The sequence below is a fragment of the Chlamydia pneumoniae TW-183 genome (genome assembly GCF_000007205.1).
Classification (GTDB): domain Bacteria; phylum Chlamydiota; class Chlamydiia; order Chlamydiales; family Chlamydiaceae; genus Chlamydia; species Chlamydia pneumoniae.
On sequence record NC_005043.1, the window covers coordinates 796631 to 820364 of the forward strand.

Here is a 23734-nt window from a genome sequence, read left to right on the forward strand (position 1 = left end):
CCTTGTTACTGTTTACCTAGGCCAAGATCTGACAGCCATGTCTCTGAAAAATTCATAAAACTCTCAACATGTCGTACAAAATCATCATATGTAGTATCCCCAGAAAATCTGCGGACCATGACAACATTGCCCTCGGAATCCAAACCTAAAGCACTGCCTCCTGTTTCTCTACCGAATAAATTGCCAATCATCATTTGCAAGTATAATTTTGCTGTATCAGCAGATGGAGGCAAAGCTCCTAACGAAGCACTTAAAACAATTTCGTTATCAGCATTTTGCTGAGCACGCACTTTAACTACCTCACTTATAGGCAGGACATAGGCTCCGTCAGCATCTAACTCGAGAGTTGACGTTATACCCATATACGTGGCAAAATTTTTTATTAATTTTTCCAACATACTCGTGTTTTCCAACGCAGCAATGGTTGTCTTTGTTCCCTGAGGAATGGAAACAATCTCATTTCTAAAACCTGCTTTTTCTTCCTTTAAATCGAGTTATGCCAATACGAACTTTAAAAATAAAAACGATTTCTTATTTGCAGAAACAGCATTGAGCGCTTTTCTTTGCTCATCTTTTTCATTATAAAGAACAAGAGGCCACAAGAAAAATCGAGCTGAATCCATAACAAGAATAATTATAATCTATCAATTAACCCGAGCACGCCCATTCCCTCACAGACATCAGAGGATATTCGTACTTCTAATGAAAGCTTAGAGTATTTTCGAAAGCTGTACATGTCAAGCGATGAATTAGGCATTAAAGCATCAATAGCTTAGAACGGAAGGAATACGTGGGGATGAAATTTGCCTCTGGGTTATATGTGAGCTCTTTTTTTCATAAATTTCCCATTGTTTTTTCGCGGCACAAGTTAACAAAAGTTTTGCTTTATTTACTCCTTCTTTGGTGCATTGCAGTCTTTTTTGCACGCATTCACTGATGAAATCTATATCTAAATAAACAAAACCTGTAGGGGTTTCTTTCCATAAAAAGGTTCGTGGCACGTTAAAATCAAAGACAATACGTTTGGGAATGCTAGCAAGACTCTCACAGGAAAGATCGGAAAATTGTGAAGCTGATTCTGAAGAGCCAAAGAAAATCACATCATAGGGTTGTCGAAATGAGAGCGTTTCTCGAGACAAGGTTCTATAGGGGGCCGTGACTTGTTGTCTAGAGCAAAAGGTAATCCTATGATACCCATGTTGATATAAGTAGGCAGCGACTTTCCTATTGATATCCGAGTATCCTACGAATAAAAAATTCGTATATATCGACTTGTCGTAGCTGAGTAGAATTTCTTGAACGACAGATTCTATGGTCACTTGATGATCGGGAAACCCGATGCGTGAGCGATACTCCTTCCCTTCCTTTAGAGCTTTTTGAAATAAAAAATGAAGATCAAAAGGCAACTCTCTCTCTTTGCTTCCTTTTAAATAGGCTCGTTTTACCTGTCCTTGAATTTCCGTTTCCCCAAAGATCAAACTATCTATACCACTGGTGACCTGAAACAGATGAGTAAAACAAGACAAACCTCTATGACGGTAAGGACGTATTCCCTGGGATGTCAATTCTGAAAGTAAGGCGGCTTGAGCAATTTCAGGACTTTCTGAATAATAATAAAGTTCGGCTCGATGACAAGTAAGTAACGGGATAAACGCTCCTCCTTTGCCTAAAAAACGCTGTGCAAGGAAAAGATTTTTTTCAAAAGATTGCAGATATTGAATCGCACGCTCTCTTTCTTTCAAAGCGGCTTCACGATAACTGATTCCAACAACTCCTAACACCATAAGCACGATTCGATAATTTCAGAACAGTATGAAGGAAACTTATACTAAATTTATAAATGAAAAGTAACTTAGCTGTATAGACGAAGAGAAAATTAGAAGCCATCAAATAATCTATTTTCTCTGCTCATTGCGTTTTGAAGGCGGTTGCCTATCCCATATACCAGAGGATCTTTACGTTGCTTTAAAAATTGAAAGGTAATTTTGACTACGATCTCTAGGAGAAATCAATGAAGAAGGCAGGCCTATGTTTTGCAGTTCCCGTGTTTTGTTCTTCCTTGATTAGGAAAAAGAGGTTCGGGTAAGATGCGTTTTGAGCTCCTCGGGGAGTTCCAAGGATTCTGTCCTTAAATGATAAGACTTTAGCGGATGGATATGCAGTTTAAAGCTGAGTTCATGTGATAGCGATACATTCCCAAGACTAAGATCCATAAGTTTCGTCTTAGTACGAAACTTATATGTTGAGCTTGTCCCTTTTCTTGGCGCAAAATAGATAAGCAATCAAAAGATTGTCCTATCCGCTCTTCTTAAAAATTCAACAAAATATCACACATGGCGGCATACACAGAAGCAAGCATTCTTTCTTTGGCCTCTCTTGATCACATTCGTCTTCGGGCGGGGATGTACATTGGAAGGCTTGGCAATGGTTCTCAAAAAGAGGATGGGATTTACACTCTTTTTAAAGAAGTGGTTGATAATGGGATTGATGAATTTATCATGGGTCATGGTAAATCTTTAAAAATTTCTGCTAGTGACAAGCAGATCTCCATTCAAGATCAAGGTCGTGGCATTCCTTTAGGTAAACTTATAGATTGTGTTTCTAAAATCAATACGGGAGCTAAATATACCCAAGATGTTTTCCATTTCTCTGTAGGGCTGAATGGCGTGGGACTCAAAGCTGTGAATGCACTTTCAGAAATATTTTCTGTACGTTCTGTAAGAAAGAAAAAATACCACCTTGCCACCTTCCATCGAGGAGTTCTGCAAGAGTCTAAGCAAGGTTCTACCAAAGATCCTGATGGAACTTTTGTTTCCTTTACTCCTGATCCTAGTATCTTCCCTGAGTTTACTTTTAACCACGACTTCCTAAAAGATAAAATCCGCCAATACACCTACCTACATTCGGGATTAGAGATCCGATTTAATGATGAGGTGTTCATATCTCACAACGGTCTCAAAGATCTTTTCGATGCAGAGATCACTGAGCCCCCTTTATACTCTCCTCTTTTTTTTCAAAATGAGGATTTAACTTTTATCTTTTCTCACCTTGAAGGAAATACGGAGCGTTATTTTTCTTTTGTCAATGGACAAGAGACTCTTGACGGAGGAACACACCTGACTGCCTTTAAGGAAGCCATAGTAAAAGGGGTCAACGAGTTTTTTGGAAAAACATTTGTTTCCAATGACATTCGAGAAGGCATTGTGGGCTGCATAGCAATAAAAATAGCCTCGCCAATTTTTGAATCGCAAACGAAAAATAAGCTTGGGAATACACAGATTCGGTCTTCTTTAATTAAAGATGTAAAGGAAGCGATTGTACAGGCCCTACGTAAAGATAAAGTGGCTCCTGAGCTTCTTTTAGAAAAAATAAAATTCAATGAGAAAACTCGAAAGAATATCCAATTTATAAAACAAGATCTTAAGAGCAAACAGAAGAAAGTCCATTATAAAATTCCCAAACTTCGGGACTGTAAATTCCATTATAACGATCGCTCTCTGTATGGTGAGGCCTCTTCGATTTTCCTTACCGAAGGGGAGTCTGCGTCCGCATCAATTCTTGCTTCAAGAAATCCCCTCACACAAGCTGTCTTTTCACTTCGAGGAAAGCCTATGAATGTCTTTTCCTTAGAAGAAACCAAAATGTATAAAAATGATGAGTTATTTTATTTAGCAACTGCTCTAGGCATCACGCAAAACGAGATTCAGCATTTACGTTATAACAAAGTCATCCTGGCTACTGATGCGGATGTAGACGGTATGCATATTCGTAATCTTTTGATTACTTTCTTCCTTAAAACACTCTTGCCTCTTGTAGAAAATAATCACCTCTTTATCTTAGAAACCCCTTTGTTTAAAGTTAGAAACAAAACGACTACGCTCTACTACTATTCTGAGCAAGAAAAGATGCAGGCGTTACAGCAATTTGGGAAAAAGGACTCCTCTTTAGAAATCACAAGGTTTAAAGGTTTAGGAGAAATTTCTCCTAAGGAATTTGCTGCGTTTATAGGTCCTGAGATCCGCCTCACCCCAGTTACGATTACCTCTTTAGAGAGCATTTCTTCGATCTTACAATTCTATATGGGGAAAAATACAAAAGAGAGAAAACAATTTATTATGGATAACCTTATTACTGATTTTTAATTTATGCGTGACGTTTCAGAGCTTTTTCGAACACATTTTATGCATTACGCGTCTTACGTAATTTTAGAGAGAGCGATTCCTCATATTCTTGATGGCTTAAAACCGGTGCAGCGTCGACTTCTATGGACTTTATTCCTTATGGACGACGGGAAAATGCATAAAGTTGCCAATATTGCAGGAAGAACTATGGCTCTCCATCCCCATGGCGATGCCCCTATTGTTGAAGCTCTTGTTGTCTTAGCAAATAAAGGCTACCTCATCGACACGCAAGGAAACTTCGGAAATCCCCTTACGGGAGATCCTCACGCTGCTGCCCGTTATATAGAAGCACGACTCAGTCCTTTAGCTCGAGAAACGCTCTTTAATACCGACTTGATAGCTTTTCATGACTCTTATGATGGAAGAGAAAAAGAACCTGATATTTTACCTGCAAAGCTCCCCGTGCTTTTACTTCATGGTGTGGACGGGATTGCTGTGGGGATGACCACGAAAATTTTCCCTCACAATTTTGCAGAACTTTTGAAAGCGCAAATTGCAATTTTAAATGATAAAAAATTCACTGTGTTTCCTGACTTTCCTTCGGGAGGATTGATGGATCCCTCGGAGTATCAAGATGGATTGGGATCGATTACACTGCGTGCATCTATAGACATTATTAATGATAAAACGCTTGTAGTGAAACAAATTTGTCCTCAATCTACGACTGAGACTTTGATCCGTTCTATAGAGAACGCAGCAAAACGTGGCACAATTAAAATCGATACCATCCAAGACTTCTCTACAGATGTCCCTCACATTGAAATTAAGCTGCCAAAAGGCTCTCGAGCCAAAGAGATGCTTCCCTTGTTATTCGAGCATACTGAATGCCAGGTGATTCTCTATTCTAAGCCCACAGTCATTTACGAGAATAAGCCTGTAGAATGTTCGATATCCGAGATTCTCAAACTGCATACTACAGCTCTACAGGGGTATCTTGAAAAAGAACTTTTGTTGCTCCAAGAACAACTTACTTTGGACCATTATCATAAAACCTTAGAATACATCTTTATTAAACATAAGCTCTATGATTCTGTCCGAGAAGTCCTAGCCATAAACAAGAAAATTTCTGCTGATGACCTACATCAAGCAGTGCTCCATGCTCTGGAGCCCTGGCTTCATGAGCTTGCAACTCCCGTTACAAAACAAGACACCTCTCAACTTGCTTCACTAACGATTAAGAAAATCCTTTGCTTTAATGAAGAGGCATGCACTAAGGAACTGCTAGCCATAGAAAAAAAACAAGCAGCGATACAAAAAGATCTTGGAAGAATAAAAGAAGTCACCGTCAAGTACCTCAAAGGACTTTTAGAACGCCATGGACACTTAGGAGAGAGAAAAACACAGATCACAAACTTTAAGACGGCAAAGACATCTATCTTGAAACAACAAACCTTAATTTAAAAAACTAAGTTTATCTAAAAAACTTCTGATTAATAAGAGATGGTAAAATATTTTCTTTTTAAATTAGAATTAAATTTATAGACACTATAACCATTGTAGTACGTATGGAACCACGTCACATTTATATAAGAAAACCAGAGACTCCAAAAGCTCCTGACGTAGAAAAGCCTGGTGTACCTGAGTACATGACGATGGCAAACACTCCTACCTTCGAGGGTCCTGTAAAAACTCTTGATCAGCTACGCCGAGCTCTTATCGAGCAACGAGGAGCTGAGGAAGGGCAAAAAATGTATGATAATTTCATTCAGTCTATTTTAATTTCAACATTTGGGCTTGTACATAAGGATATGGACCGAGCACAAAAAGCTTCTAAGCGTATGAGATCTGTCTATAAAGAGCAGTAATGTCGTTTACCTATTTCCTAGCGCTTCCCGTAGATAGGCTTATGCAAGAACGGTTCCTCTGTTCTCCCAAACGTTGGGCTCCTTTTATCAATTCGCCTTTATACCTTACTCTCATTGCTGACCACGATACTCCTTATTTGGCTAAGAATCTTGATAAGTTTCCCTTACCTGTAGAGCAATGGGAAAAAACGGTCCTGCACGTCTCTAGCCTATTGAAGTCTATATTTTTATGTTCAGACCTTTCCTCTTTAAGGTTGCTGGCCTGTACAAAATTCGAAATCTTGACTTTGAACGACCTTTATTGCGCCCAAAATATCTAAAAAATTGCTTTACAAAGACACTCGCATCTTTCCCTTGACTAAAAATTTTGCTTGTCAAACTGCCATCGAAGTTTGTCATGATGATGTTTGAGCTACATAGGTTAGCCTCAGTTGATTCCAGCATTTTATCTTAATTCAACGCATTTCTATCTTTTTAGACTCATTAAATTATTTTTGAAAAATTCTAAGTGTCTAAGATTCAAAAAGAGACTCTTTCTTTCAATAAAATCGCTAGATCCTTAACTGATTCGATATTAAACTAGTAAAGAAAGTTATCAAGATTTCAATGAAAACTGTGACTTCCTTTACTGTATGTAAAGAAAACTCGGGGCGTTTAGACAAGTACCTGACTGAGGTGCATCCCAAATATTCTCGAGCTTTCTACCAAGAACATATCTTAAGTGGTCTTGTCCAAATCAATGGGCAAATAAACACCAGGGTGGCAACGCGCTTAAATTGTGGTGATATAGTCACTATAGATATCCAAGAAAAGGAAGAACTTCTTGAGCTCCTACCCGAAGCCATCCCTCTAGATAAGGTTTATGAGGATGGAATGATCTTAGTGATCAATAAACCTCGGGATATGGTGGTCCATCCAGCACCTGGTCATTTCCATGGAACCCTGGTTCATGCTCTTCTCCATGAAATAGGAGAGAGACTGAAGGAAGAATTCCCTGAGGAACCTTGGAGACCTGGAATCGTACATCGACTTGATAAAGATACCTCGGGATTGATTATTACTGCAAAAACGCGGCAGGCCAAGAAGGTTTTCAGCGAGCTTTTTTCAACCAAGCGGTTAAAGAAAAGCTACTTAGCAGTTTGTATAGGGAAACCTAGGAGTACTACGATCCATACACATATAAGCCGGCATCAAAACAAACGTAAAGAAATGACTGTAAGCTCTCAAGGAAAAGAAGCCGTTACCCACTGCCAAGTCCTTGCTTTTAATGGAAAACTGAGTTTTGTTGCCTTGTCTCCAGAGACAGGAAGGACCCACCAGCTTAGGGTTCATATGAAACATTTAGGGACTCCTATTCTTGGGGATCCTGTGTATGGAATCCCCTCTATGAATTCGAGTTACGGTCTTGATAAACAACAATTGCATGCCTATAGCGTTGATTTCACTCATCCAGAAACCCGGCAATTTTGTTCATTAAAGGCGGGTTTACCCGAGGATATGCGTTCCCTCTTAATAAAAGAATTCCGCAATGAAACAACTATATTAAATAAAAATTTATTGGAATCGATTTTAAAAGAACAATAATTCATTAAAAAGTTCATTTATTTTAGGAAACGCATTAAAATTAATTAAAATTGAATTTCATTTTTTAACATCTCTTTTTAAAGACAACGCGAATTAGTTAAGGATTACTATGAAAGAATTTTTAGCCTATATCATTAAGAATCTAGTGGACCGCCCTGAAGAAGTCCGTATTAAAGAAGTTCAGGGGACTCACACGATTATTTATGAACTAAGTGTAGCTAAACCTGATATCGGGAAGATCATTGGCAAAGAAGGCCGTACGATCAAAGCGATTCGTACTCTTCTGGTTTCTGTAGCAAGCAGGAACAATGTAAGGGTCAGTTTAGAAATTATGGAAGAAAAGTAGCCTTAAGCCTAGCTTAAGTACTTCTCATTGAAATTGCTAGCCTAAGGGAAACCGAAGGCTACCACTTCAATAAAAAATAATTGCACGCATAAAGATAAACTCGGACCGAGCAGGACTCGAACCTGCGACCATTCGCTTAGAAGGCGAATGCTCTATCCACTGAGCTATCGGTCCCTATTCTTGTACAACCTTGGGGTATTGAGCACGAAAGCGAGCAAAGGAAATCCCTCAATCAGTATAGGTCTACCAAGAAAAAAGTCAATTCTGACACAAGATTTTCTTGTTCCCTAAAGAACTTCTTTCAAAGCTATATAAAAAGCGAATTCCACCTCCTTACCTGTAATTTTATAGGTAAAATTAAGGAGCAACTTGGATTGTATTCTCCGATCTTATAACCTGGAAAGTTAGAACCAAAAGTTGCTTTATTCTAAAAAAGGATGGTCATGTTCAATAACAAAATGATCCTAATTGCTGGCCCCTGTGTTATTGAGGGGGAAGATATTACATTGGAAATCGCAGGGAAATTACAGTCCATACTCGCCCCTTATTCGGATCGGATCCAATGGTTTTTTAAAAGCAGTTACGACAAAGCAAATCGCTCTTCCCTAAACTCATTTCGAGGGCCTGGTTTGACAGAGGGATTGCGCATCCTTGCCAAAGTCAAAGAAACTTTTGGCGTGGGCATTCTTACAGATGTCCATACGCCTCAAGACGCTTACGCGGCTGCCGAAGTCTGCAATATCCTTCAGGTACCTGCGTTCCTCTGCAGACAAACCGACCTCCTCGTTGCAACTGCAGAAACTGGCGCTATAGTAAATTTAAAAAAAGGGCAGTTTCTCTCCCCTTGGGATATGGAAGGCCCAATAAATAAAGTACTCTCTACAGGAAATAACAAAATCTTACTTACAGAAAGAGGGTGTAGCTTCGGTTACAATAACCTTGTTTCTGATATGCGCTCGATTCCTGTTTTATCCCGTTCAGGATTTCCTGTAATTTTTGATGCCACGCACTCCGTGCAGCTCCCTGGAGCTCTATCTACAGAAAGTGGTGGTCTGACAGAATTCGTTCCTACTCTTTCACGAGCTGCTTTAGCTGCAGGAGCTCATGGCCTTTTTATAGAGACCCATACCAATCCAAAAATCGCTAAAAGTGATGCAGCTTCTATGTTGAGCTTAGAAGAATTCGCAGCTCTCCTCCCCACCTGGGATCAATTATTTACTTGCGTCAGTTCCTTTGATATGGTCTCAGCATGACAAAATTTCTATACTGCGGGCTCTTTTATTCTCTAGGACTACTTGTCTTGGCTTTTGGGACTATGGTAGCCATTATTCAAGTGGACCAGATTTGCGATGTTTCCTGTATGAACAAGCACTTCCAAGAATCCCCCCCTTTTTTAAAAATAAAAAAGGTGAATGTCTCCAAACAAATTTGCTCTCCTGAAGAACGATTCTTCCATTGTAAAATTGATAAATCGTGTATGGAACTGCATTTTCCTCAGTCTAGTTATTCCTGTAAAGAATACCTCACCCGGATCTCAGGGCATATTCTAACACAAAATTTTGAAAAGCAAATGCAATTCCGAGGAAACTCAGGATTACTAAATTACCAAGATGGTTCCTTACATGTGTATGACTGCCGTTTCCAAGTAGATCCTGTACCTGGGTATGGGTCTCCAGATAAGGAGGACAGTTCTTCAGGAGGTATGAAAACCCTCTATTTATCTTTATTCAGGAATTAAGCCTCTATGCCTATACTTTCTGTGTGTAATCTCGTAAAGAAGTATAACAAGAAGCCCGTGACAAATGATGTGTCTTTCCAAATCAACCCCGGGGAGATTGTCGGCCTACTCGGCCCTAACGGAGCAGGAAAAACAACAGCATTTTATCTTACTGTAGGCTTAATTCGCCCTGACTCTGGGAAGATTATCTTTAAAAATGTCGATGTCACCAAAAAAACTATGGACCATCGTGCACGACTGGGAATCGGTTATCTTGCTCAAGAACCCACAATTTTTAAAGAACTCACAGTTCAAGATAACCTGATTTGCATTTTAGAGATCATTTACAAAGCGCGTAAACAACAATCCCATCTTTTAAACACCCTGGTTGATGATTTGCAACTAGGTTCCTGCCTCCATAAAAAGGCAGGAACCCTATCTGGAGGGGAACGACGAAGATTGGAGATCGCCTGTGTATTAGCTTTAAATCCCAGCGTATTGTTGTTAGATGAGCCTTTTGCGAATGTAGATCCTCTCGTCATTCAAAACGTCAAGTACCTAATTAAAATTCTAGCAGGACGTGGAATCGGCATTCTAATTACAGATCACAATGCTAAAGAGCTCCTTTCTATTGCTGATAGGTGTTATTTGATTATTGATGGGAAGATCTTCTTTGAAGGGTCTTCAAGCCAAATGATCAGTAACCCTATGGTAAAGCAACATTACCTGGGAGACTCGTTCTCATACTAATGGATCTCACAAAAGTCTCTAGGGAAAGGAGCGCTACTGTATTCTGTAAGAATCCTTGCTAATACCTCAAAGCCATCTTCTTCTAGGATAGTGACTCCTGGTTTGACTCCTCGCTCAGCTAATTTAAATGCCTTAAATGTATTGCAAATACGTCCTGTGAGTCTGATGCCCACACCCTTTAAGTTCATTACGGAGGCATAATCTCCAAACATTTTTAAGGAAAGTTCACAAGCAGTAACTGCAAAGAGAATTTGATATCCAGGGTAGCGCTTTTTTAAAGTGTGTAAATGTTTTGCGATATCTATAAATGTAGGGATGATCACAGTAGTGTATCTACGAGCATTCAGCCGCATCATGGTCCCTATAGAACATGAGGCACATGTAGGATGTGAAGGATCATACCGACAAGCATCATTGAAACGCCCTTCAGGACATGCCTTAGGCTTTTGACAATAAGAAAATCCTAACAAAAGGATTCTATGAGGACGACGCATCTCCTCTAAAATATCCTCAATATTACTACAGCCATAAAAAAATAGGTTGCCCTCCTGTAAGGCCTCCTTAGGAGCTATCAAAGCCTTAGCTAACCGAGCTAAAGAACCAGGATCTTTCAGAAAATCATAGGCAAGCTGTCTAGCATCTTTTAAAGAGGCCAGATAAGCAAGCGTCTTCATACGCAGACCCCGTCTTGTAGCTTTAGTAATATAAGGAATATTAGGTTTGTGCTCTGGTCTAGACATAAATACGGAATCATAACAATTAGCAACGGCCGCACACTGCCACGAAGCACAGGGGCAGTCACACAAAAACCCTAGAAGCATTTTCCATAGCTCAGGGAATGGCAATATTTTAGATAGTATACAGCCTGAACGATAATCTAATCTAGTAGAGGTTCGTCATCAGAGAGGACTTCCTCTGCGATTGCCTTGATTGTAGTGAGACCTTCAGGGAAACCTAAACTACATAATAATTCATTTACATGTTCTAACTCTGTAGTCAGCTGGTCGTTGATAAACTCCAAGCGAGCGAGTTGCTGTTGCATATGAGATGTTGGATGCATAAGACCCCTCCGTAACGATTCATAAAGAAGAGGAGCGAAAAACATGCCAACATCTCCGCAAGATTAAAATTTTTTTAAGATTTAGAAATCCAAGTTTAGAAATTGAAGAACTATCCTGTCAGGCTTCGTGCTAAACTTAAGTACATTTGATTTAAAAGCTGTAGAGAAGTCGCGACTACAGTCCACTCCTGCTGCATAGAAGTCAGGTGCATCTGCAAATCTAACTGGAAGTTCTGTCCCATATCCGCAAAAGATTGCTGGTCTGACTGTATTGTAGATTGCAGTGGGAACATACCCCCATTAATCATATTTCCTACTAACCCGGACACTAAAGCTTCTTCAAGAATCTGCAATCGCGCTTGCCATTGCTCTTGCCCCTCTTTAACTTCAAAAGTTCCTGCTACAGAACCTCCAGCTATAGACAAAGGCTGTAAGTAATTTTGCAATAACACTAAAGAACCTGAGATAGAATTGATGTTGTCCTCGTAGTTCCTTAAGGAATCTAAAATCGTGGAGCGCTGCTCATTCGTGATTTTATCATCTTTAAGCACTCTAGCTCTTTGTTCTTCAATAACTGTAAGAGCTCCCCGTGTTTCTTGGAGATACAAAGCAGCTTGCTTTCGCTCCTGATCCAACTTTGCCTGAGCGCTTTCTTGAGATCCTGGGAAGGCATTCGCTCCCCCAGCACCTACTGCCGGCTGTTGTCCCACATAACTAGCAAAATTGAAATACGTAGCTCCATTGACATATTGAGAAATCGCATCAATAATGGAATTTCCGACAGAAGATCCTAAGTTGCTATAATATAGCTTCTTATAGATTTCATTTAGATAATCGACCTCTTTAGGCATATAACGATCGATCAACACAGAGGCGACTGCCGAAGGTAGGGGGAGAGCCCGTAATTCACTAGCCTGTGATAACAATTGCCCATCAAACAGTTCTGTTTTCATATTGGTGAATTGTTGCAATTGACTCTGAAGATCTTCGATTTTGTTCTGTACATTTTCTGATTCTACAGCAGCAAGAGCCTTAAACCGAAAATAACTTCGTGCCGTAGATTCGGCGTTTGTTTTTGCTAGTTTCGTAATTTCTGGCAAAAATCCTATAGATCCATAATTTAACAGGATTTGATTAATCTCAACTTTGCCGTTTTTCTCAGAATATATAGTATATTGTAAGGTACTTGAGTTCACCGTTACGGAAAAGGAACCGCTTGAATTTACAATTGAAGTCATCGCGGATTTTATAGATGATGCTAACTGAAAACTAGAGTTATCTAATTCTTTAGCTTCTTCAAGGATAGCAGCTTTAACGTGGTCCATGGTTGCAGTAGGGTTTAAAGCAACTACAGTAGATGCTGTAAAATAAGCCCAGATAGCACCAAGGTGCTCACCACACTTAAAGGTAACCAAAGATTTTATACACTCATTAATCAGTTTCTGTTGCTCAGCAGTTAACTCATTGAAACGAGAATTTAACCCTCGGGCTGTTTGTAGAGCTCCAGCTAAAGCCGCACTACTAATATCACCTTGAGAGGAACTCAGATCAATTGGAGCAAAAGTTCCAATTAAAGAGCCAACAAAGCTAGACAAATTGGAAAACATCGTTCCTTGATGCTGGTTAACATAGATACTTGCATCAAGTACCGTATCAAAGGATCCTAAAGCCGCAACTTGATCTGAGTATAAGTCTGTTATATGTTGACAGAACATAATTTTATCATTTCTAGTCAGGTCAGAAGAATTAATGACTGCGGCGAGTTTTTCTCCAGCATCCTCAATCCGTTGTAATCCTGCTTCATCAAAATTACCTACATGATCTGCTAAAGCCTGCAGCTCTGTCGCAATCTCAGCAAAGATAGTAAACTGCTCTGGTGTAAGGACTCCTTGTACCGCTGTAAGGATGTCTTTGAACCCTTCGACTCTACCGTCTGCAAACGTTTGAGTTAAAGTAGCTTGATTTCCATATTTGCCTGCCAACTGGTTCGTAAAGTCTGTTTTCATTCCCCCAGTAAACGTATCTGCTCGTTGGATTGCAGTGAAGATCTCCTCTGGGAAATTGTAGAGAGTCTGAAAATTCTCTTCTGTTAAATTATTCCCCGCAGCGACTAAAGCCTGAAGTTCAGTATTTAATTTATCAAAGACATCTTTATTTGCAGGATTCTTACTATTAACTGAGGCCATGATAGTGGTCATAACCGTATTAAGCTCAACGATAAGATCTTGCGCCCACTTCTGTTTTACTGCGTTATAATAGGCCCCGACTCCAGATCCTGTAGCTGCTGGCGTACTTGCTGTAACCTGAACAGATGCATGTGTAGAGGAAAGAGGTTTCTCATGAATGGCTGCCACAGGAATAGACTTCGCTACTGTCGCACGCTCCACTTCATATTTGTGTAGCTTCTCGACGGCAGAGCGGTAGCGCTCGCTCGCCCTCTGATCCAAAACTTCGATCAACCGTTTTAGTATGTCACGTTCCGCTGTAGTCTTCTCATAATTAGCGATATGTTCTAAAGATTCCCTGTGTCTTTGTGCAAAAGAATGCATTGAAGACACTAGAGAGAGTTTTTTATAAAATGTTGAAATAGAAGTGCTATAAATCATATCAATGTCTGCTTAGATAAGAACAGTGTTATTTTTAATTAACATTAACATTAATAAATTATTTTTTTAATTCAAAAAATTCGTCAAATGTTTAAAAAGAAAACTATCAATATTATAGAAAACAAATTATTTTTTATTTGAAAAGCTTCATAGAAAAAAACAAAACAAAGTACGAAAATAAAATAAAAATATTATTTATTTTCTATGTCTACCTTTTCTATCCAAAATCGACTAAGAACCATTTCAGGTGAAAGTACTCGAATCATCAAGCTGGACCATAAGTACTCTGGTTTTGATCCCAGATCAGTGCCTGCGATAAATTTAGAAGAGTTAAATTCAGGGATTTATGCTCTAAGGCATTTAATGAACGCCCTGCAATCAGAAAATACCAATGTTGCTGCTTTATTAAACCCAAACAATACGATCTTCCCCACAACATCTTGGACAGATTACAAGCATTCGCGTCCGCAAGCTAGCTCTCCAAGAGCACCCTCATCACAAACTCCCACAGATATCGTATCAGCAGCAGCTCTTGCTTTAGTTCTTGTTATTGACGGAGGTCTAGCGGAATTAGTGGCCTCCGTTACAGAAATTGATCTCGGAGCTTTATCCACTATATCCACAGTTCGTCAGTTAATGGCGAGCTACCTCGGTTTGACAACTCTAACAGCTGAACAAGAAAAGGTTGTATTTTCCAGCTCCTATGTTCCTTCAGAAAAAAATCTCCTTGAACATGTAAAACAAGAAAAAGCTGCTGAAATCCAAGCTAAGCAAGAAGAAATAAAAGCAGTATTAGAAGCTAAAGGAGTCTCTACTGAAGAGATCGAAGCGATACTTAAGGAATATCCTGATATCTATGCAGCAGATTTCTTCAAAGAGTTTATAGAAGAGCCTTTACATACATATCGTGCAAAAGTCGGTGCACCGATCCAAGAGATGAATGAGAACGCGATTCAGCTGCTTCCTACACCTCCTGCGATCACTCCTGACAATGTCAATGAAGTCAACGGAATGAACACCCTCAGCACTATTTTACAAGCTATAGATGATGCTATTAAACAAGCTCCTGCACTTGGTGGGGATCAGGAAATCATTACTATACTACAAACTTTGGTTCCCCTAGTCGATAAGACCACGTTTACAAAAGCTGAATTCGATCTTATTTACACAGCAACACAACTTCCTAATACAGCATCTTTAAAACTCTACCTTACGGATAGACAAATTGCTGAGTATCGAGGGAAAATCACGAAAGTATATCAAAATTCTATCCAAAATCTCTCTGAGACAAAACGTGTAGTTGAAAACAACCGAAGCATGCTAGAAACACAACTCTCCATGTTCCAACAAGCACAAAATTGCTTTGTTACTTGGATTAGTCAAGCCAATGCACTTAACATAGCCATCACTAATAAATATATTTCTGCTGTACTTACGACTTCTATGGAGATGTACGGAGGTCTCCTTTGCCTTTCTTATATGTACGAAAGGTTAGCCGATGATGAAAAAGCAATTTTTGACAAAAGTGTGAATGAGTATTTACCGATTCACATCGTTGTTGGTGGTTCATGGGTAAATGGCTGGATAGCAAAAATGGCAGCCTATCAAGAACTCGCGGAATACTCTTTAGGAACCGCAGTTACAAGTCAAGATCAAATCAAAGCTTATTTACAAACACGAGGGAATGAGTTTAAAGCTACGCGTCATTTTTTCCATAATATTGGGGATCAAATGTACCAATTTGCTAATGAGACTGTCTTTGGAAATTGTCTTACAACAGCAAATGGTGCGATACAGCCCGATTTAGGTGGTTTTATCAGAGAAGCAATGACGAATGTTGGAACTGTTGAAGCCGATTATGTAAGCAATGCTCAGAGGATCCTAAATGAATTTAATACGGCTGCAACTGCGCATGTTTTACAATTACAATTACAAATAGCTGAGTTACAAAAGAAAGCAGATGACTTAGACCCAGGAAAAGCCTCTTTCACTGAGAACCGTAAATTTGCTGTTGCTGCTTGGATCACATCGGAGAGCTTAGGAGATGCTTTAATTTCTATGATTTTAAACTCTCAGCTACCAAAGCAAGAGGCTTTTTTAAAACCTTTGATCGAAGAAATTAACTTCAATAACCTCGCAGCGAATGCCTTAAACAGCTTGCTACAGATTACCAATGAATTTTCTACGACTTCTGTCTACTATAGCCTCTCTTCCTATTTAGTTCAGAGTAAAACTGGACAAAACCTGTTTGCTGGTGATTACTATGAAACACTTCTAGCTGCAGCTAGAGAACGGGAGTATATTTATCGCGACACTGCGAGATGTAAACAAGCGATTAATCTAGTCAATGGACTTCTCCAAAAAATTAACTCTCTTCCAGGGGCTACCTCAGCACAAAAACAAGAAATGCTTAACGCAACTACCTATTATCAATACAGCTTATCAGTCACTTTAAACCAACTTACTGTATTAGAATCTTTACTCGCGGGTCTCAAAATGACTCTTCAGACAACTAGTAATAACAAATACGACAAAAGTGTGTTTAAAATTGAAAGTTTTGATGACTGGATTCCAACTCTAGCTGCTTTGGAAAGTTTTCTAACTAGTGGATTCCCTAATATCAGTGCGACAGGAGGCCTAGGTCCTTTATTTACCCAGGTGCAATCCGATCAGCAAACGTATACTTCTCAAGGCCAGACACAGCAGTTGAACCTACAAAACCAAATGACCACTATCCAACAGGAGTGGACATTAGTTTCCACATCCATGCAAGTATTAAACGGTATTTTATCACAGCTTGCTGGTGCCATCTATTCCAACTAATTGCATCCTTAGGAGTTTTTAGAGCTCCTAAAGGATCTTTTCTTCTCCTTTACCCTATACTTTTTCTTTATCCATCTGCAGCTTAGAAAGAACATCTCCTAAGCTGCTGATCAATTAACAAGATTGGAATCAATCATGGAAGAGAAACTCTAAAAAAGTATAGAGGACCTTGCAAACCATTCTCTAAAATCAAATAAAAGCTTAGAAAAGAAGTTTAAAACTGGTGTCTTTTATTTATTGAAGATCGTTCTAGTGTGTTGGTAAGGCCTCAACAAAGGCCTTACCAAAGCACATAATAATCTCTCCAAACGAACACTTAGGTGTTGTTATTGGAGATAACCAGAATATAGAGAGCCGATATTGACCAGCACCTGCTGAATAAACAAGGAGTTCGTTTCAAAGGAAAGTGCTTTTATTTCAGCTGCTGTCCTAGATCCTTCAGCAAACAAACTTTCTAATTTAGCTATGAACTTCTGTGTAGAGTCATTAGAAAGTTGCACATAAGGATAGCCAAACTGTGGAGGCTTTGTCACTGCCGATGTAAGCTTTTGTCTGATCTCCTCATTATTCGCTTGAGGATTCGACTGGATGATCTGCATTACAGATTGTAGTGCCGAAACTTGACTATAGACATCTCCAAGAGTTCTGCTATTGCCAGAAATCACCCTAGCGAGGGCTTGATCTGTTTTTTCTGGTCCTCGAGCTTCTGTTCGTGCTCTAGGAACGGATCGTGTGAGAGCGGGGGTACTTACATTGTTTATCACATCACGAGTCGCATCATTTCGTGCCCTACCATAGGCATCATTGATGGATTTGTAAGCATCATAACCTGCTGATATCTGTGTTTTATAATCAGAACCTGTAGATTTTGAGGTCTTGTAAAGCTGTTTTACAGATGACCCTATAGAACTTGCTGCAGCGGGAGGAACTCCTGCGCTCACAACAGCAGCAGAAGCGATCTGTCCTAAAGCATTGAGTATGCCCTGTTGTTGCCCAGCTTTACCTAGAGCCGCTTCTAAAGCTTTCTGAGCATCTGCCAGCGCTGCAGCAGCACTGTCATCTCCAGCGGCTTTCGCTGCTCTAGCTTGTGCTGCGAGCTCCTGTTGGGCAGCTTGAGAATCAGGATTTTCCGTATTGAACATGTGAATCATCTGACGAAACCCAGACATCAAAATGGAAGCGGTCTCATTTTCAGCATCATCTAACAGCATGGAAACACGAATACTACCAATACTACTTCCTTGTTGCTTGGAGCCTCCAACTGTAGTTCCTGGATTTGGAACATCAGAACCATCTGCAGGTTTGATATTTTTAAGATCTTTCTCAGCCTGTATTACCATTTGTTCCGCTTCTTGAAGAATTGGAGAGTCGGGGAACTTTTTCTGAGCTTCAGCTATTTGTGTCTTAGCAGTAGCGATTGCTGCTTTAGCTGAATCTATGTTGCTTATACTGTTATTAGATTTAGCATTTTCTACAGCTCCACTAGCGTTCTGTCCTGCAAAATATGCATCCCTAATCGCATTTCCATCTTTCTCTATCTGTGTCGCTGTAGCATCTGTCTGATCAACTAAAGATTGAGCAATTGCAGGCGTTTTCCCTGGGACTACTGGGTTATCTTGCATCTCTTTAAGAAGCTCAGCTGCTTTGTTATTGTTTGCTACAGATTGGAGAAGAGCAGCCTGTAAGAGGTCGAAGGAAGTCAGTTTACCTAAAGAGTCAAGAATCGCTTGGTTATCCGAAGCATATTTCGCTAATTCTGTAATTTGCGCGCCAACTTTAACTGCATCGGCATTCTTAGTTTCCCACTCCGCAGCGATTGCGGTTTCCTCATCAGTAGCCGCTGTATCCTTTATATTAGTGACAGCATCCTGGAGGCTCACCAAAGCAGCCTGTATGTCAGCTAGTGATGTTGAGGTAAAGATAGTATCGTAAGCTGTTTGCGCTTGAGTCTTATAATCATCAAACGTGGGTGGAGGAGGCGTAGGTGCGGTCGCTGTCGTTGAGTCCACGTCTGCAGATCTGCTAGTAGAAGACGAGCTGTTACTAGAAGCAATACCCAGCTTATCTGCCAGACTCATGAGAGCATTCACTGCAGAACGCAAGATGCTCCATCGCTCTACAGAATCGGTCTTAGATTCTTTAGGCTTAGCTTCCGCACCTGCTATTCTTTGAGCTTCCGCACTCTTATTTGCTGCACTCGCCTCCAATCCTTGAGCAGAAAGATCTGCGGGAGGTGTGCGTTCTGTTTCGTCTATAGGACCTGGACCAATAGGATTAACCATAAAAACTCAAAAAATAATAAAAATCTTTTAGTTTTATTATAAAAAATAAAAAAAAAGCTCTCACTAATAATTAATGCGAGCCTGTTTTTAAAGATTTTATTAAAATTTGACTTAAAACGCTGAAATTATACCTAGATCAAACTTTCGGAAAGTAAAATCACTGCCGAGTTTATCGTTTGCTGGTTTGGAGTAAGCCCCATAAGCTCTGAATGATAGAGAATCTGTGATGCCATACATATATAGAGCGGAAAATCCTTTATAATTTGTAAAACCATTAGCCTCTTTAGGATCATAGTTAGCAGCAATTGCTTGGGCGAACCAAAACTTTAATAAATTACCACGGCCAATCCCTGAAACATCTATTTCTGGAACCGACAAGGCTTCGACATACTCATAACGTACTGTGGCAGACCAGTCTCCAGCTTTTCTGAGTCCCCCTAAAGTTCCTCCAATAAACCAAGCTAGGTTTTCTTTTCCATTTAACGTAGTCTTCGTAGCCTTTGCTAAAGGGTTCATTAAGAAAGCTCCATAAAGATATAGAGGCTTTTTCTGTCCATTGATCCAAGGAACCTGACTACGCTTTCCGACGAGCCACTGCCAAACACAGTATTTGTATTTCATAGCGTTTGTAGCAGCTTTTTCTGTAGTGGAGGTTTCTGAAGGAACGAATGTGTTCCAGTCGACAACACTACATTTCACAAAAAACTGTTTAGGCAAACGATTGAGAATCCCTTCTACAACCCAAGCATAATGTTTTTTTGTCATGTTCACGACGAAAGGACCTCCATGAACAATCACTTGATAAGGATAGTCCTTAGAAAGTTCTCGAGTCCAATATATATGTAGTCCGTCAAAATTTCTTTGGAATTGGACTTCTGACTCAAAGAGATCTCCTAAACCAGAACGTCCGATTTCCATAAAGAAATCTGTACGTGTTTCGGGATTCTTATAAAAACGATATCCTAGAAATGCTCTGTTGATATCAACACCAGCTGCAGTGTTTTCCCCTCCTGCAATTGCTGTCCAATTCATCTTTGAAGACAGCCAGTTCCTCTCAGCGCGATAATCAATATAGAGATAAAATTCACTACGATAACGATTTACTGGTAAGGGATTGTATTTATCTTTATCTGAGGGGTTTTTGATATCTTCTCTGAAATACAACCACCGGGCTCTAACATCTCCTGCTATTCTTAAAACGCCATCTTGCTTTCGCGTTTCTACAAAACCCCGTTTACTTAAGTAGTCTTTGACTTCGTCTAAAGTTGTATAAGTGTGACTTTTTACTTTTTGTTCCGAGAGAGGAAGTTCAGCGTATCCTGAAATTGTCAGCGCTAAAAGAACCACACTCGCTAACCATTGATATACCTGTTTTTTCATAGTATCCTTAGTATCAATATTAAGTGTAGAAACAGAAGACCAAGCAGGCTATCAAAACTTAAAGCTAAAAGAAAGCGACTGAGCTACAAGAAACAAACATGATTAATTTTGAGTGTCTTGCATCACGTGTTGTCTTTGCAAAAGACCCCGTTGCCCACGCCAGTATTCAAAAGAAGCCAAATTAATAAGATCTTCTACTCGAAGCAGTTTTGCAAAACCAAACAAAAAAGCCAAGAAAATGCAGCTCTCAGATAAAAAAGCAATTGCTTGAGCCGTTATGGAGGATAAGGGCCAAGCAAGTGGTGTGAGGGGGTTTAAGAAAATTACATATGTAGTTTGCGTAAGGATATTTAAGCCTAGAGTAATCATACAAGCAAGCATAGTGGTTCCCATAACTTTTATGGAACGCCGGATGCTCTCCCAAAGTAACTTAGAGTACATAGGGAGTCTTTTCGAAGAATAATACCAGAGGAAATATAACTGCACCCAAGCAGTTATGGATGTAGCATAGGAAATGCCCGAGACGTCTTTTAAAACCCAACGACCTAGAACCAAGCTTAAAACAATATTGGCCAAAGCCGTACCGATTCCTATAAAGAGCGGAACAGCATACTGCCGCTGTGCATAAAAAAGAACAGAGACTAAAGGAGCCAAGGCCATAGGGATAATACTGGCACCATAACCTCGCAATACACGAACAATAGCGTAGACAGCACTCTGAGGGAAAAGTCCGTGTTCATAAAGGACACGGACTCCAGGTAAAGCTAAGAGCAATAGCCCTGCTGTCATAATGATCATTACGGACATGGTTAGGGTGAGAACGAACTTCATAAGTTTCAATCCCCTCTCATGATCTTCTCGCTGTACACAACGAGAAATTGCTGGGAGGAGAACGGTAAACACACCAAAGCCAAAGAGATGTATGGGGAGCTGATAAATCTTTAAGGAGTACATAAGATATAGAGGGCCTATTTCATGTACATAGCGAGCCAAGCAGATATCAGAAAGAAGGTTCAGCTGGAAGATGCTTGAAGTTAAAATACCCAAAGATAAGGGAGCTAATAAAGCTCGAACACTATCGTGTTCTTGAGGTGGGCTCTTCGCTTCTAATAGAAATTTCCATACTCCAGGAACCGTGATTAACCATTCGAAGAAAAACCCGATAACTAGAGCCACGGATAAACCGATAATACGCTCTCTAGGATCTGAATGACGAGCCGCTATAACAAAGAAAATCCAAATGATATTTACAACTACGGGAGCTAATCCCACCCCGAAAAACTTATTTTCACAGTGAAGCAAAGCGCCGTTTACATTGTACATCATTAAGAAAATGCCACAGGGCAAGAGTATCATAGTAAGGAGAATCATATCGTAAGTCCCCTCTTCAACGTATTGAAGAACTACCCACAATACTGCTTCAATAAGCAGAGTGAATATAATAGTGCTGCCTTTAATCAATCTAGAAAAGCGTCGGAAAAAAAACGCCGCACGATCGAGACTTTGAGCACGGAGAAATTCAAAATGAGGGATGAAGGCTTGTTCTAGAATGAGCCCTCCTAAAATTTTTCTTAAGAAAAAAACAGTACGGAAACCTAACCAGAAAGCAGCTACAATTGGATCAGCTCCAAAATAGGTTGCCATTGCAATTTCTCGAAATATCCCTGTAATACGACTACAGAAAGTTCCGGATAATATATTAAAAATTGAACGAGCTAAGGAAACCTCATTGTCTTTTCTGCTCATTAAACCGTTTTCCCCTCCTCCTTTAAAACAAGACTATCTCTTCGACATTTCCCCCTATACTTCTTCAGAAATCACAATTGGAGGAAGCTATTTCAAGCTAAATAAAGCATCTTTACAGAGCTCTACATTGCGTTTGAGAAGCATAAGTATCATTTCATAATCTCTATGATATCGACATAGAAAGAAGCCTTTGTTTCATAACACCGTAAACGATACCTGTCAGCAGCTTTTTTCTATATAAAACTGATGCTTTCTTCTTATAAAAAGAGCTTTTTATGGATGATTCTTTAAAATATATTTTTTCTGTATTATTGCGATACTGCGCATTCGGTTTTGTTCAAAACTCAAGAATATGAAATTCTGTGGGGGAAGACATACGAAAGTTATTATTAAAATTTTTGAAAAATTGAAAAAGCCTCAAGAAATGAGCAGCTCAATCAAAGGACCTAGGTTTCCTCTGAAACTGGGTAGTTAAGAAAAGACCTTGAAATTTTATGAAAGTACTTCCTCCTCCCTCCATTCCCTTACTAGGGGCTCACACTTCAACTGCTGGTGGACTCAAAAATGCGATTTATGAAGGCCGGGATATAGGGGCTTCTACAGTTCAGATTTTTACAGCAAACCAAAGGCAGTGGCAAAGACGGGCTCTAAAAGAAGAAGTGATTGAAGATTTCAAAGCAGCGCTCAAAGAAACTGACCTTTCTTATATTATGAGTCATGCAGGATATCTGATTAATCCAGGAGCCCCTGATCCGGTAATTTTAGAAAAAAGTCGGATTGGCATTTATCAAGAAATTCTGGACTGCATCACTTTAGGCATTTCTTTTGTTAATTTTCACCCTGGAGCAGCTCTCAAAAGCTCTAAAGAAGACTGCATGAATAAAATTGTCAGCAGTTTTAGCCAATCGGCCCCTTTATTTGATAGTTCTCCTCCTCTTGTTGTTTTACTGGAAACCACAGCGGGTCAGGGAACGTTAATTGGGAGTAACTTTGAAGAATTGGGTTACCTCGTTCAGAATTTGAAAAATCAAATTCCCATTGGCGTGTGTGTAGATACTTGTCATATTTTTGCTGCGGGGTACGACATTACCTCTCCACAGGGGTGGGAAGATGTTCTTAATGAATTTGACGAGTATGTCGGTTTATCTTATCTACGAGCCTTTCATCTCAATGATTCTATGTTTCCATTAGGAGCGAACAAAGACCGCCATGCGCCCCTTGGAGAGGGCTATATAGGTAAGGAATCTTTTAAATTTTTAATGACAGATGAACGAACTAGAAAAATTCCTAAGTATTTAGAAACCCCTGGTGGGCCTGAAAATTGGCAAAAAGAAATTGGGGAACTTTTGAAGTTTTCAAAAAACAGAGATAGTTAGGAAGTTTTTTAAGTGCTTTTAGATCCCGAAGCAATCCAGTAGATCTTCTGAAATCAAAAAAAACGCCATACTGATATA

19 protein-coding genes and 1 tRNA gene are annotated in these 23734 nt (G+C 39.7%); 11 read left to right on the top strand and 9 right to left on the bottom strand.

The features are described 5' to 3' along the window. Positions 1-5 precede the first annotated feature (5 nt). Together CPB_RS03670 and CPB_RS03675 are read right to left on the bottom strand one after the other, a co-directional pair. Positions 6-398, bottom strand: coding sequence for a type III secretion system chaperone (locus CPB_RS03670; RefSeq protein WP_010883351.1), 393 nt, complete (start codon positions 396-398; stop codon positions 6-8). A gap of 366 nt (positions 399-764) precedes the next feature. Next, positions 765-1784: a glutamyl-tRNA reductase gene (locus CPB_RS03675; protein ID WP_010883352.1), complete on the bottom strand. Its 1020-nt coding sequence runs from the start codon at positions 1782-1784 to the stop codon at positions 765-767. 549 nt (positions 1785-2333) lie between these two features. On the opposite strand from CPB_RS03675, the gene CPB_RS03680 reads away from it, so the two are divergent. From CPB_RS03680 to CPB_RS03705, 6 genes are all read left to right on the top strand, one after another. Beyond that, entirely contained in the window at positions 2334-4142 is a 1809-nt protein-coding gene (locus CPB_RS03680) for a DNA topoisomerase IV subunit B (RefSeq protein WP_010883353.1), read from the top strand. 3 nt (positions 4143-4145) lie between these two features. Further along, on the top strand, positions 4146-5582 hold the full coding sequence (locus CPB_RS03685) for a DNA gyrase subunit A (RefSeq protein ID WP_010883354.1): 1437 nt from the start codon (positions 4146-4148) through the stop codon (positions 5580-5582). A 104-nt stretch (positions 5583-5686) separates the two neighbouring features. Further along, a complete protein-coding gene (locus tag CPB_RS03690) occupies positions 5687-5986 on the top strand; it encodes a hypothetical protein (RefSeq protein WP_010883355.1) in 300 nt (99 codons plus the stop codon). Between the two features lie 41 nt (positions 5987-6027). Beyond that, complete coding sequence (locus CPB_RS03695) at positions 6028-6306, top strand: hypothetical protein (RefSeq protein WP_404987419.1); 279 nt, start codon at positions 6028-6030, stop codon at positions 6304-6306. A gap of 286 nt (positions 6307-6592) precedes the next feature. Then, positions 6593-7570: an RluA family pseudouridine synthase gene (locus tag CPB_RS03700; RefSeq protein ID WP_010883357.1), complete on the top strand. Its 978-nt coding sequence runs from the start codon at positions 6593-6595 to the stop codon at positions 7568-7570. A 109-nt stretch (positions 7571-7679) separates the two neighbouring features. Beyond that, the gene (locus tag CPB_RS03705) at positions 7680-7916 is read left to right on the top strand and encodes a KH domain-containing protein (protein ID WP_010883358.1); all 237 of its coding nucleotides are present in this window, start codon (positions 7680-7682) and stop codon (positions 7914-7916) included. Between the two features lie 101 nt (positions 7917-8017). Here CPB_RS03705 and CPB_RS03710 read toward each other — a convergent pair. Then, a tRNA-Arg gene (locus CPB_RS03710) sits at positions 8018-8090 on the bottom strand. A 269-nt stretch (positions 8091-8359) separates the two neighbouring features. On the opposite strand from CPB_RS03710, the gene kdsA reads away from it, so the two are divergent. Genes kdsA through lptB form a run of 3 tightly spaced genes read left to right on the top strand, consistent with a single transcriptional unit; the run spans position 8360 to position 10383 of the window. Next, positions 8360-9169: a 3-deoxy-8-phosphooctulonate synthase gene (gene kdsA, locus CPB_RS03720; protein WP_010883359.1), complete on the top strand. Its 810-nt coding sequence runs from the start codon at positions 8360-8362 to the stop codon at positions 9167-9169. Next, positions 9166-9654 carry a DUF1137 domain-containing protein gene (locus CPB_RS03725; RefSeq protein ID WP_010883360.1) on the top strand — a complete coding sequence of 163 codons (489 nt, stop codon included), beginning with the start codon at positions 9166-9168 and terminating at the stop codon, positions 9652-9654. Before kdsA ends, CPB_RS03725 begins: the two co-directional genes overlap by 4 nt. Positions 9655-9660: 6 nt before the next feature. After that, the gene (gene lptB, locus CPB_RS03730; RefSeq protein ID WP_010883361.1) at positions 9661-10383 is read left to right on the top strand and encodes an LPS export ABC transporter ATP-binding protein; all 723 of its coding nucleotides are present in this window, start codon (positions 9661-9663) and stop codon (positions 10381-10383) included. Here lptB and CPB_RS03735 read toward each other — a convergent pair. The 3 genes from CPB_RS03735 to CPB_RS03745 all read right to left on the bottom strand — a co-directional run bounded on the left by CPB_RS03735 (position 10380) and on the right by CPB_RS03745 (position 14049). Continuing rightward, positions 10380-11204: a hypothetical protein gene (locus CPB_RS03735; protein ID WP_010883362.1), complete on the bottom strand. Its 825-nt coding sequence runs from the start codon at positions 11202-11204 to the stop codon at positions 10380-10382. The genes lptB and CPB_RS03735 overlap by 4 nt on opposite strands. Before the next feature lie 56 nt (positions 11205-11260). Beyond that, positions 11261-11443, bottom strand: a complete 183-nt coding sequence (locus CPB_RS03740) for a hypothetical protein (protein WP_226989978.1) — start codon at positions 11441-11443, stop codon at positions 11261-11263. A gap of 110 nt (positions 11444-11553) precedes the next feature. Then, positions 11554-14049 (bottom strand): CT620/CT621 family type III secretion system effector, encoded by a 2496-nt coding sequence (locus tag CPB_RS03745; RefSeq protein WP_011126214.1) that lies wholly within the window; start codon positions 14047-14049, stop codon positions 11554-11556. A gap of 204 nt (positions 14050-14253) precedes the next feature. Here CPB_RS03745 and CPB_RS03750 point away from each other — a divergent pair, with 204 nt between their 5' ends. Continuing rightward, positions 14254-16872: a CT620/CT621 family type III secretion system effector gene (locus CPB_RS03750; protein WP_010883365.1), complete on the top strand. Its 2619-nt coding sequence runs from the start codon at positions 14254-14256 to the stop codon at positions 16870-16872. Positions 16873-17198: 326 nt separating this feature from the next. Here CPB_RS03750 and CPB_RS03755 read toward each other — a convergent pair whose 3' ends face one another. From CPB_RS03755 to CPB_RS03765, 3 genes are all read right to left on the bottom strand, one after another. Then, positions 17199-19154, bottom strand: a complete 1956-nt coding sequence (locus tag CPB_RS03755) for a hypothetical protein (protein ID WP_010883366.1) — start codon at positions 19152-19154, stop codon at positions 17199-17201. Positions 19155-19265: 111 nt separating this feature from the next. Further along, on the bottom strand, positions 19266-20534 hold the full coding sequence (locus tag CPB_RS03760; RefSeq protein ID WP_011126215.1) for a hypothetical protein: 1269 nt from the start codon (positions 20532-20534) through the stop codon (positions 19266-19268). A 102-nt stretch (positions 20535-20636) separates the two neighbouring features. Continuing rightward, positions 20637-22280, bottom strand: a complete 1644-nt coding sequence (locus tag CPB_RS03765; RefSeq protein WP_010883368.1) for a lipid II flippase MurJ — start codon at positions 22278-22280, stop codon at positions 20637-20639. Positions 22281-22774: 494 nt separating this feature from the next. On the opposite strand from CPB_RS03765, the gene CPB_RS03775 reads away from it, so the two are divergent. After that, positions 22775-23656 carry a deoxyribonuclease IV gene (locus CPB_RS03775; protein ID WP_010883370.1) on the top strand — a complete coding sequence of 294 codons (882 nt, stop codon included), beginning with the start codon at positions 22775-22777 and terminating at the stop codon, positions 23654-23656. The last annotated feature ends 78 nt before the right edge of the window (positions 23657-23734 follow it).

Coding starts and splice junctions, on each gene's coding strand:
- CPB_RS03670 (WP_010883351.1), bottom strand. CDS start 398: ATGTTGGAAAAATTAATAAAAAATTTTGCCACGTATATGGGTATAACG.
- CPB_RS03675 (WP_010883352.1), bottom strand. CDS start 1,784: ATGGTGTTAGGAGTTGTTGGAATCAGTTATCGTGAAGCCGCTTTGAAA.
- CPB_RS03680 (WP_010883353.1), top strand. CDS start 2,334: ATGGCGGCATACACAGAAGCAAGCATTCTTTCTTTGGCCTCTCTTGAT.
- CPB_RS03685 (WP_010883354.1), top strand. CDS start 4,146: ATGCGTGACGTTTCAGAGCTTTTTCGAACACATTTTATGCATTACGCG.
- CPB_RS03690 (WP_010883355.1), top strand. CDS start 5,687: ATGGAACCACGTCACATTTATATAAGAAAACCAGAGACTCCAAAAGCT.
- CPB_RS03695 (WP_404987419.1), top strand. CDS start 6,028: ATGCAAGAACGGTTCCTCTGTTCTCCCAAACGTTGGGCTCCTTTTATC.
- CPB_RS03700 (WP_010883357.1), top strand. CDS start 6,593: ATGAAAACTGTGACTTCCTTTACTGTATGTAAAGAAAACTCGGGGCGT.
- CPB_RS03705 (WP_010883358.1), top strand. CDS start 7,680: ATGAAAGAATTTTTAGCCTATATCATTAAGAATCTAGTGGACCGCCCT.
- kdsA (WP_010883359.1), top strand. CDS start 8,360: ATGTTCAATAACAAAATGATCCTAATTGCTGGCCCCTGTGTTATTGAG.
- CPB_RS03725 (WP_010883360.1), top strand. CDS start 9,166: ATGACAAAATTTCTATACTGCGGGCTCTTTTATTCTCTAGGACTACTT.
- lptB (WP_010883361.1), top strand. CDS start 9,661: ATGCCTATACTTTCTGTGTGTAATCTCGTAAAGAAGTATAACAAGAAG.
- CPB_RS03735 (WP_010883362.1), bottom strand. CDS start 11,204: ATGCTTCTAGGGTTTTTGTGTGACTGCCCCTGTGCTTCGTGGCAGTGT.
- CPB_RS03740 (WP_226989978.1), bottom strand. CDS start 11,443: ATGCATCCAACATCTCATATGCAACAGCAACTCGCTCGCTTGGAGTTT.
- CPB_RS03745 (WP_011126214.1), bottom strand. CDS start 14,049: ATGATTTATAGCACTTCTATTTCAACATTTTATAAAAAACTCTCTCTA.
- CPB_RS03750 (WP_010883365.1), top strand. CDS start 14,254: ATGTCTACCTTTTCTATCCAAAATCGACTAAGAACCATTTCAGGTGAA.
- CPB_RS03755 (WP_010883366.1), bottom strand. CDS start 19,154: ATGGTTAATCCTATTGGTCCAGGTCCTATAGACGAAACAGAACGCACA.
- CPB_RS03760 (WP_011126215.1), bottom strand. CDS start 20,534: ATGAAAAAACAGGTATATCAATGGTTAGCGAGTGTGGTTCTTTTAGCG.
- CPB_RS03765 (WP_010883368.1), bottom strand. CDS start 22,280: ATGAGCAGAAAAGACAATGAGGTTTCCTTAGCTCGTTCAATTTTTAAT.
- CPB_RS03775 (WP_010883370.1), top strand. CDS start 22,775: ATGAAAGTACTTCCTCCTCCCTCCATTCCCTTACTAGGGGCTCACACT.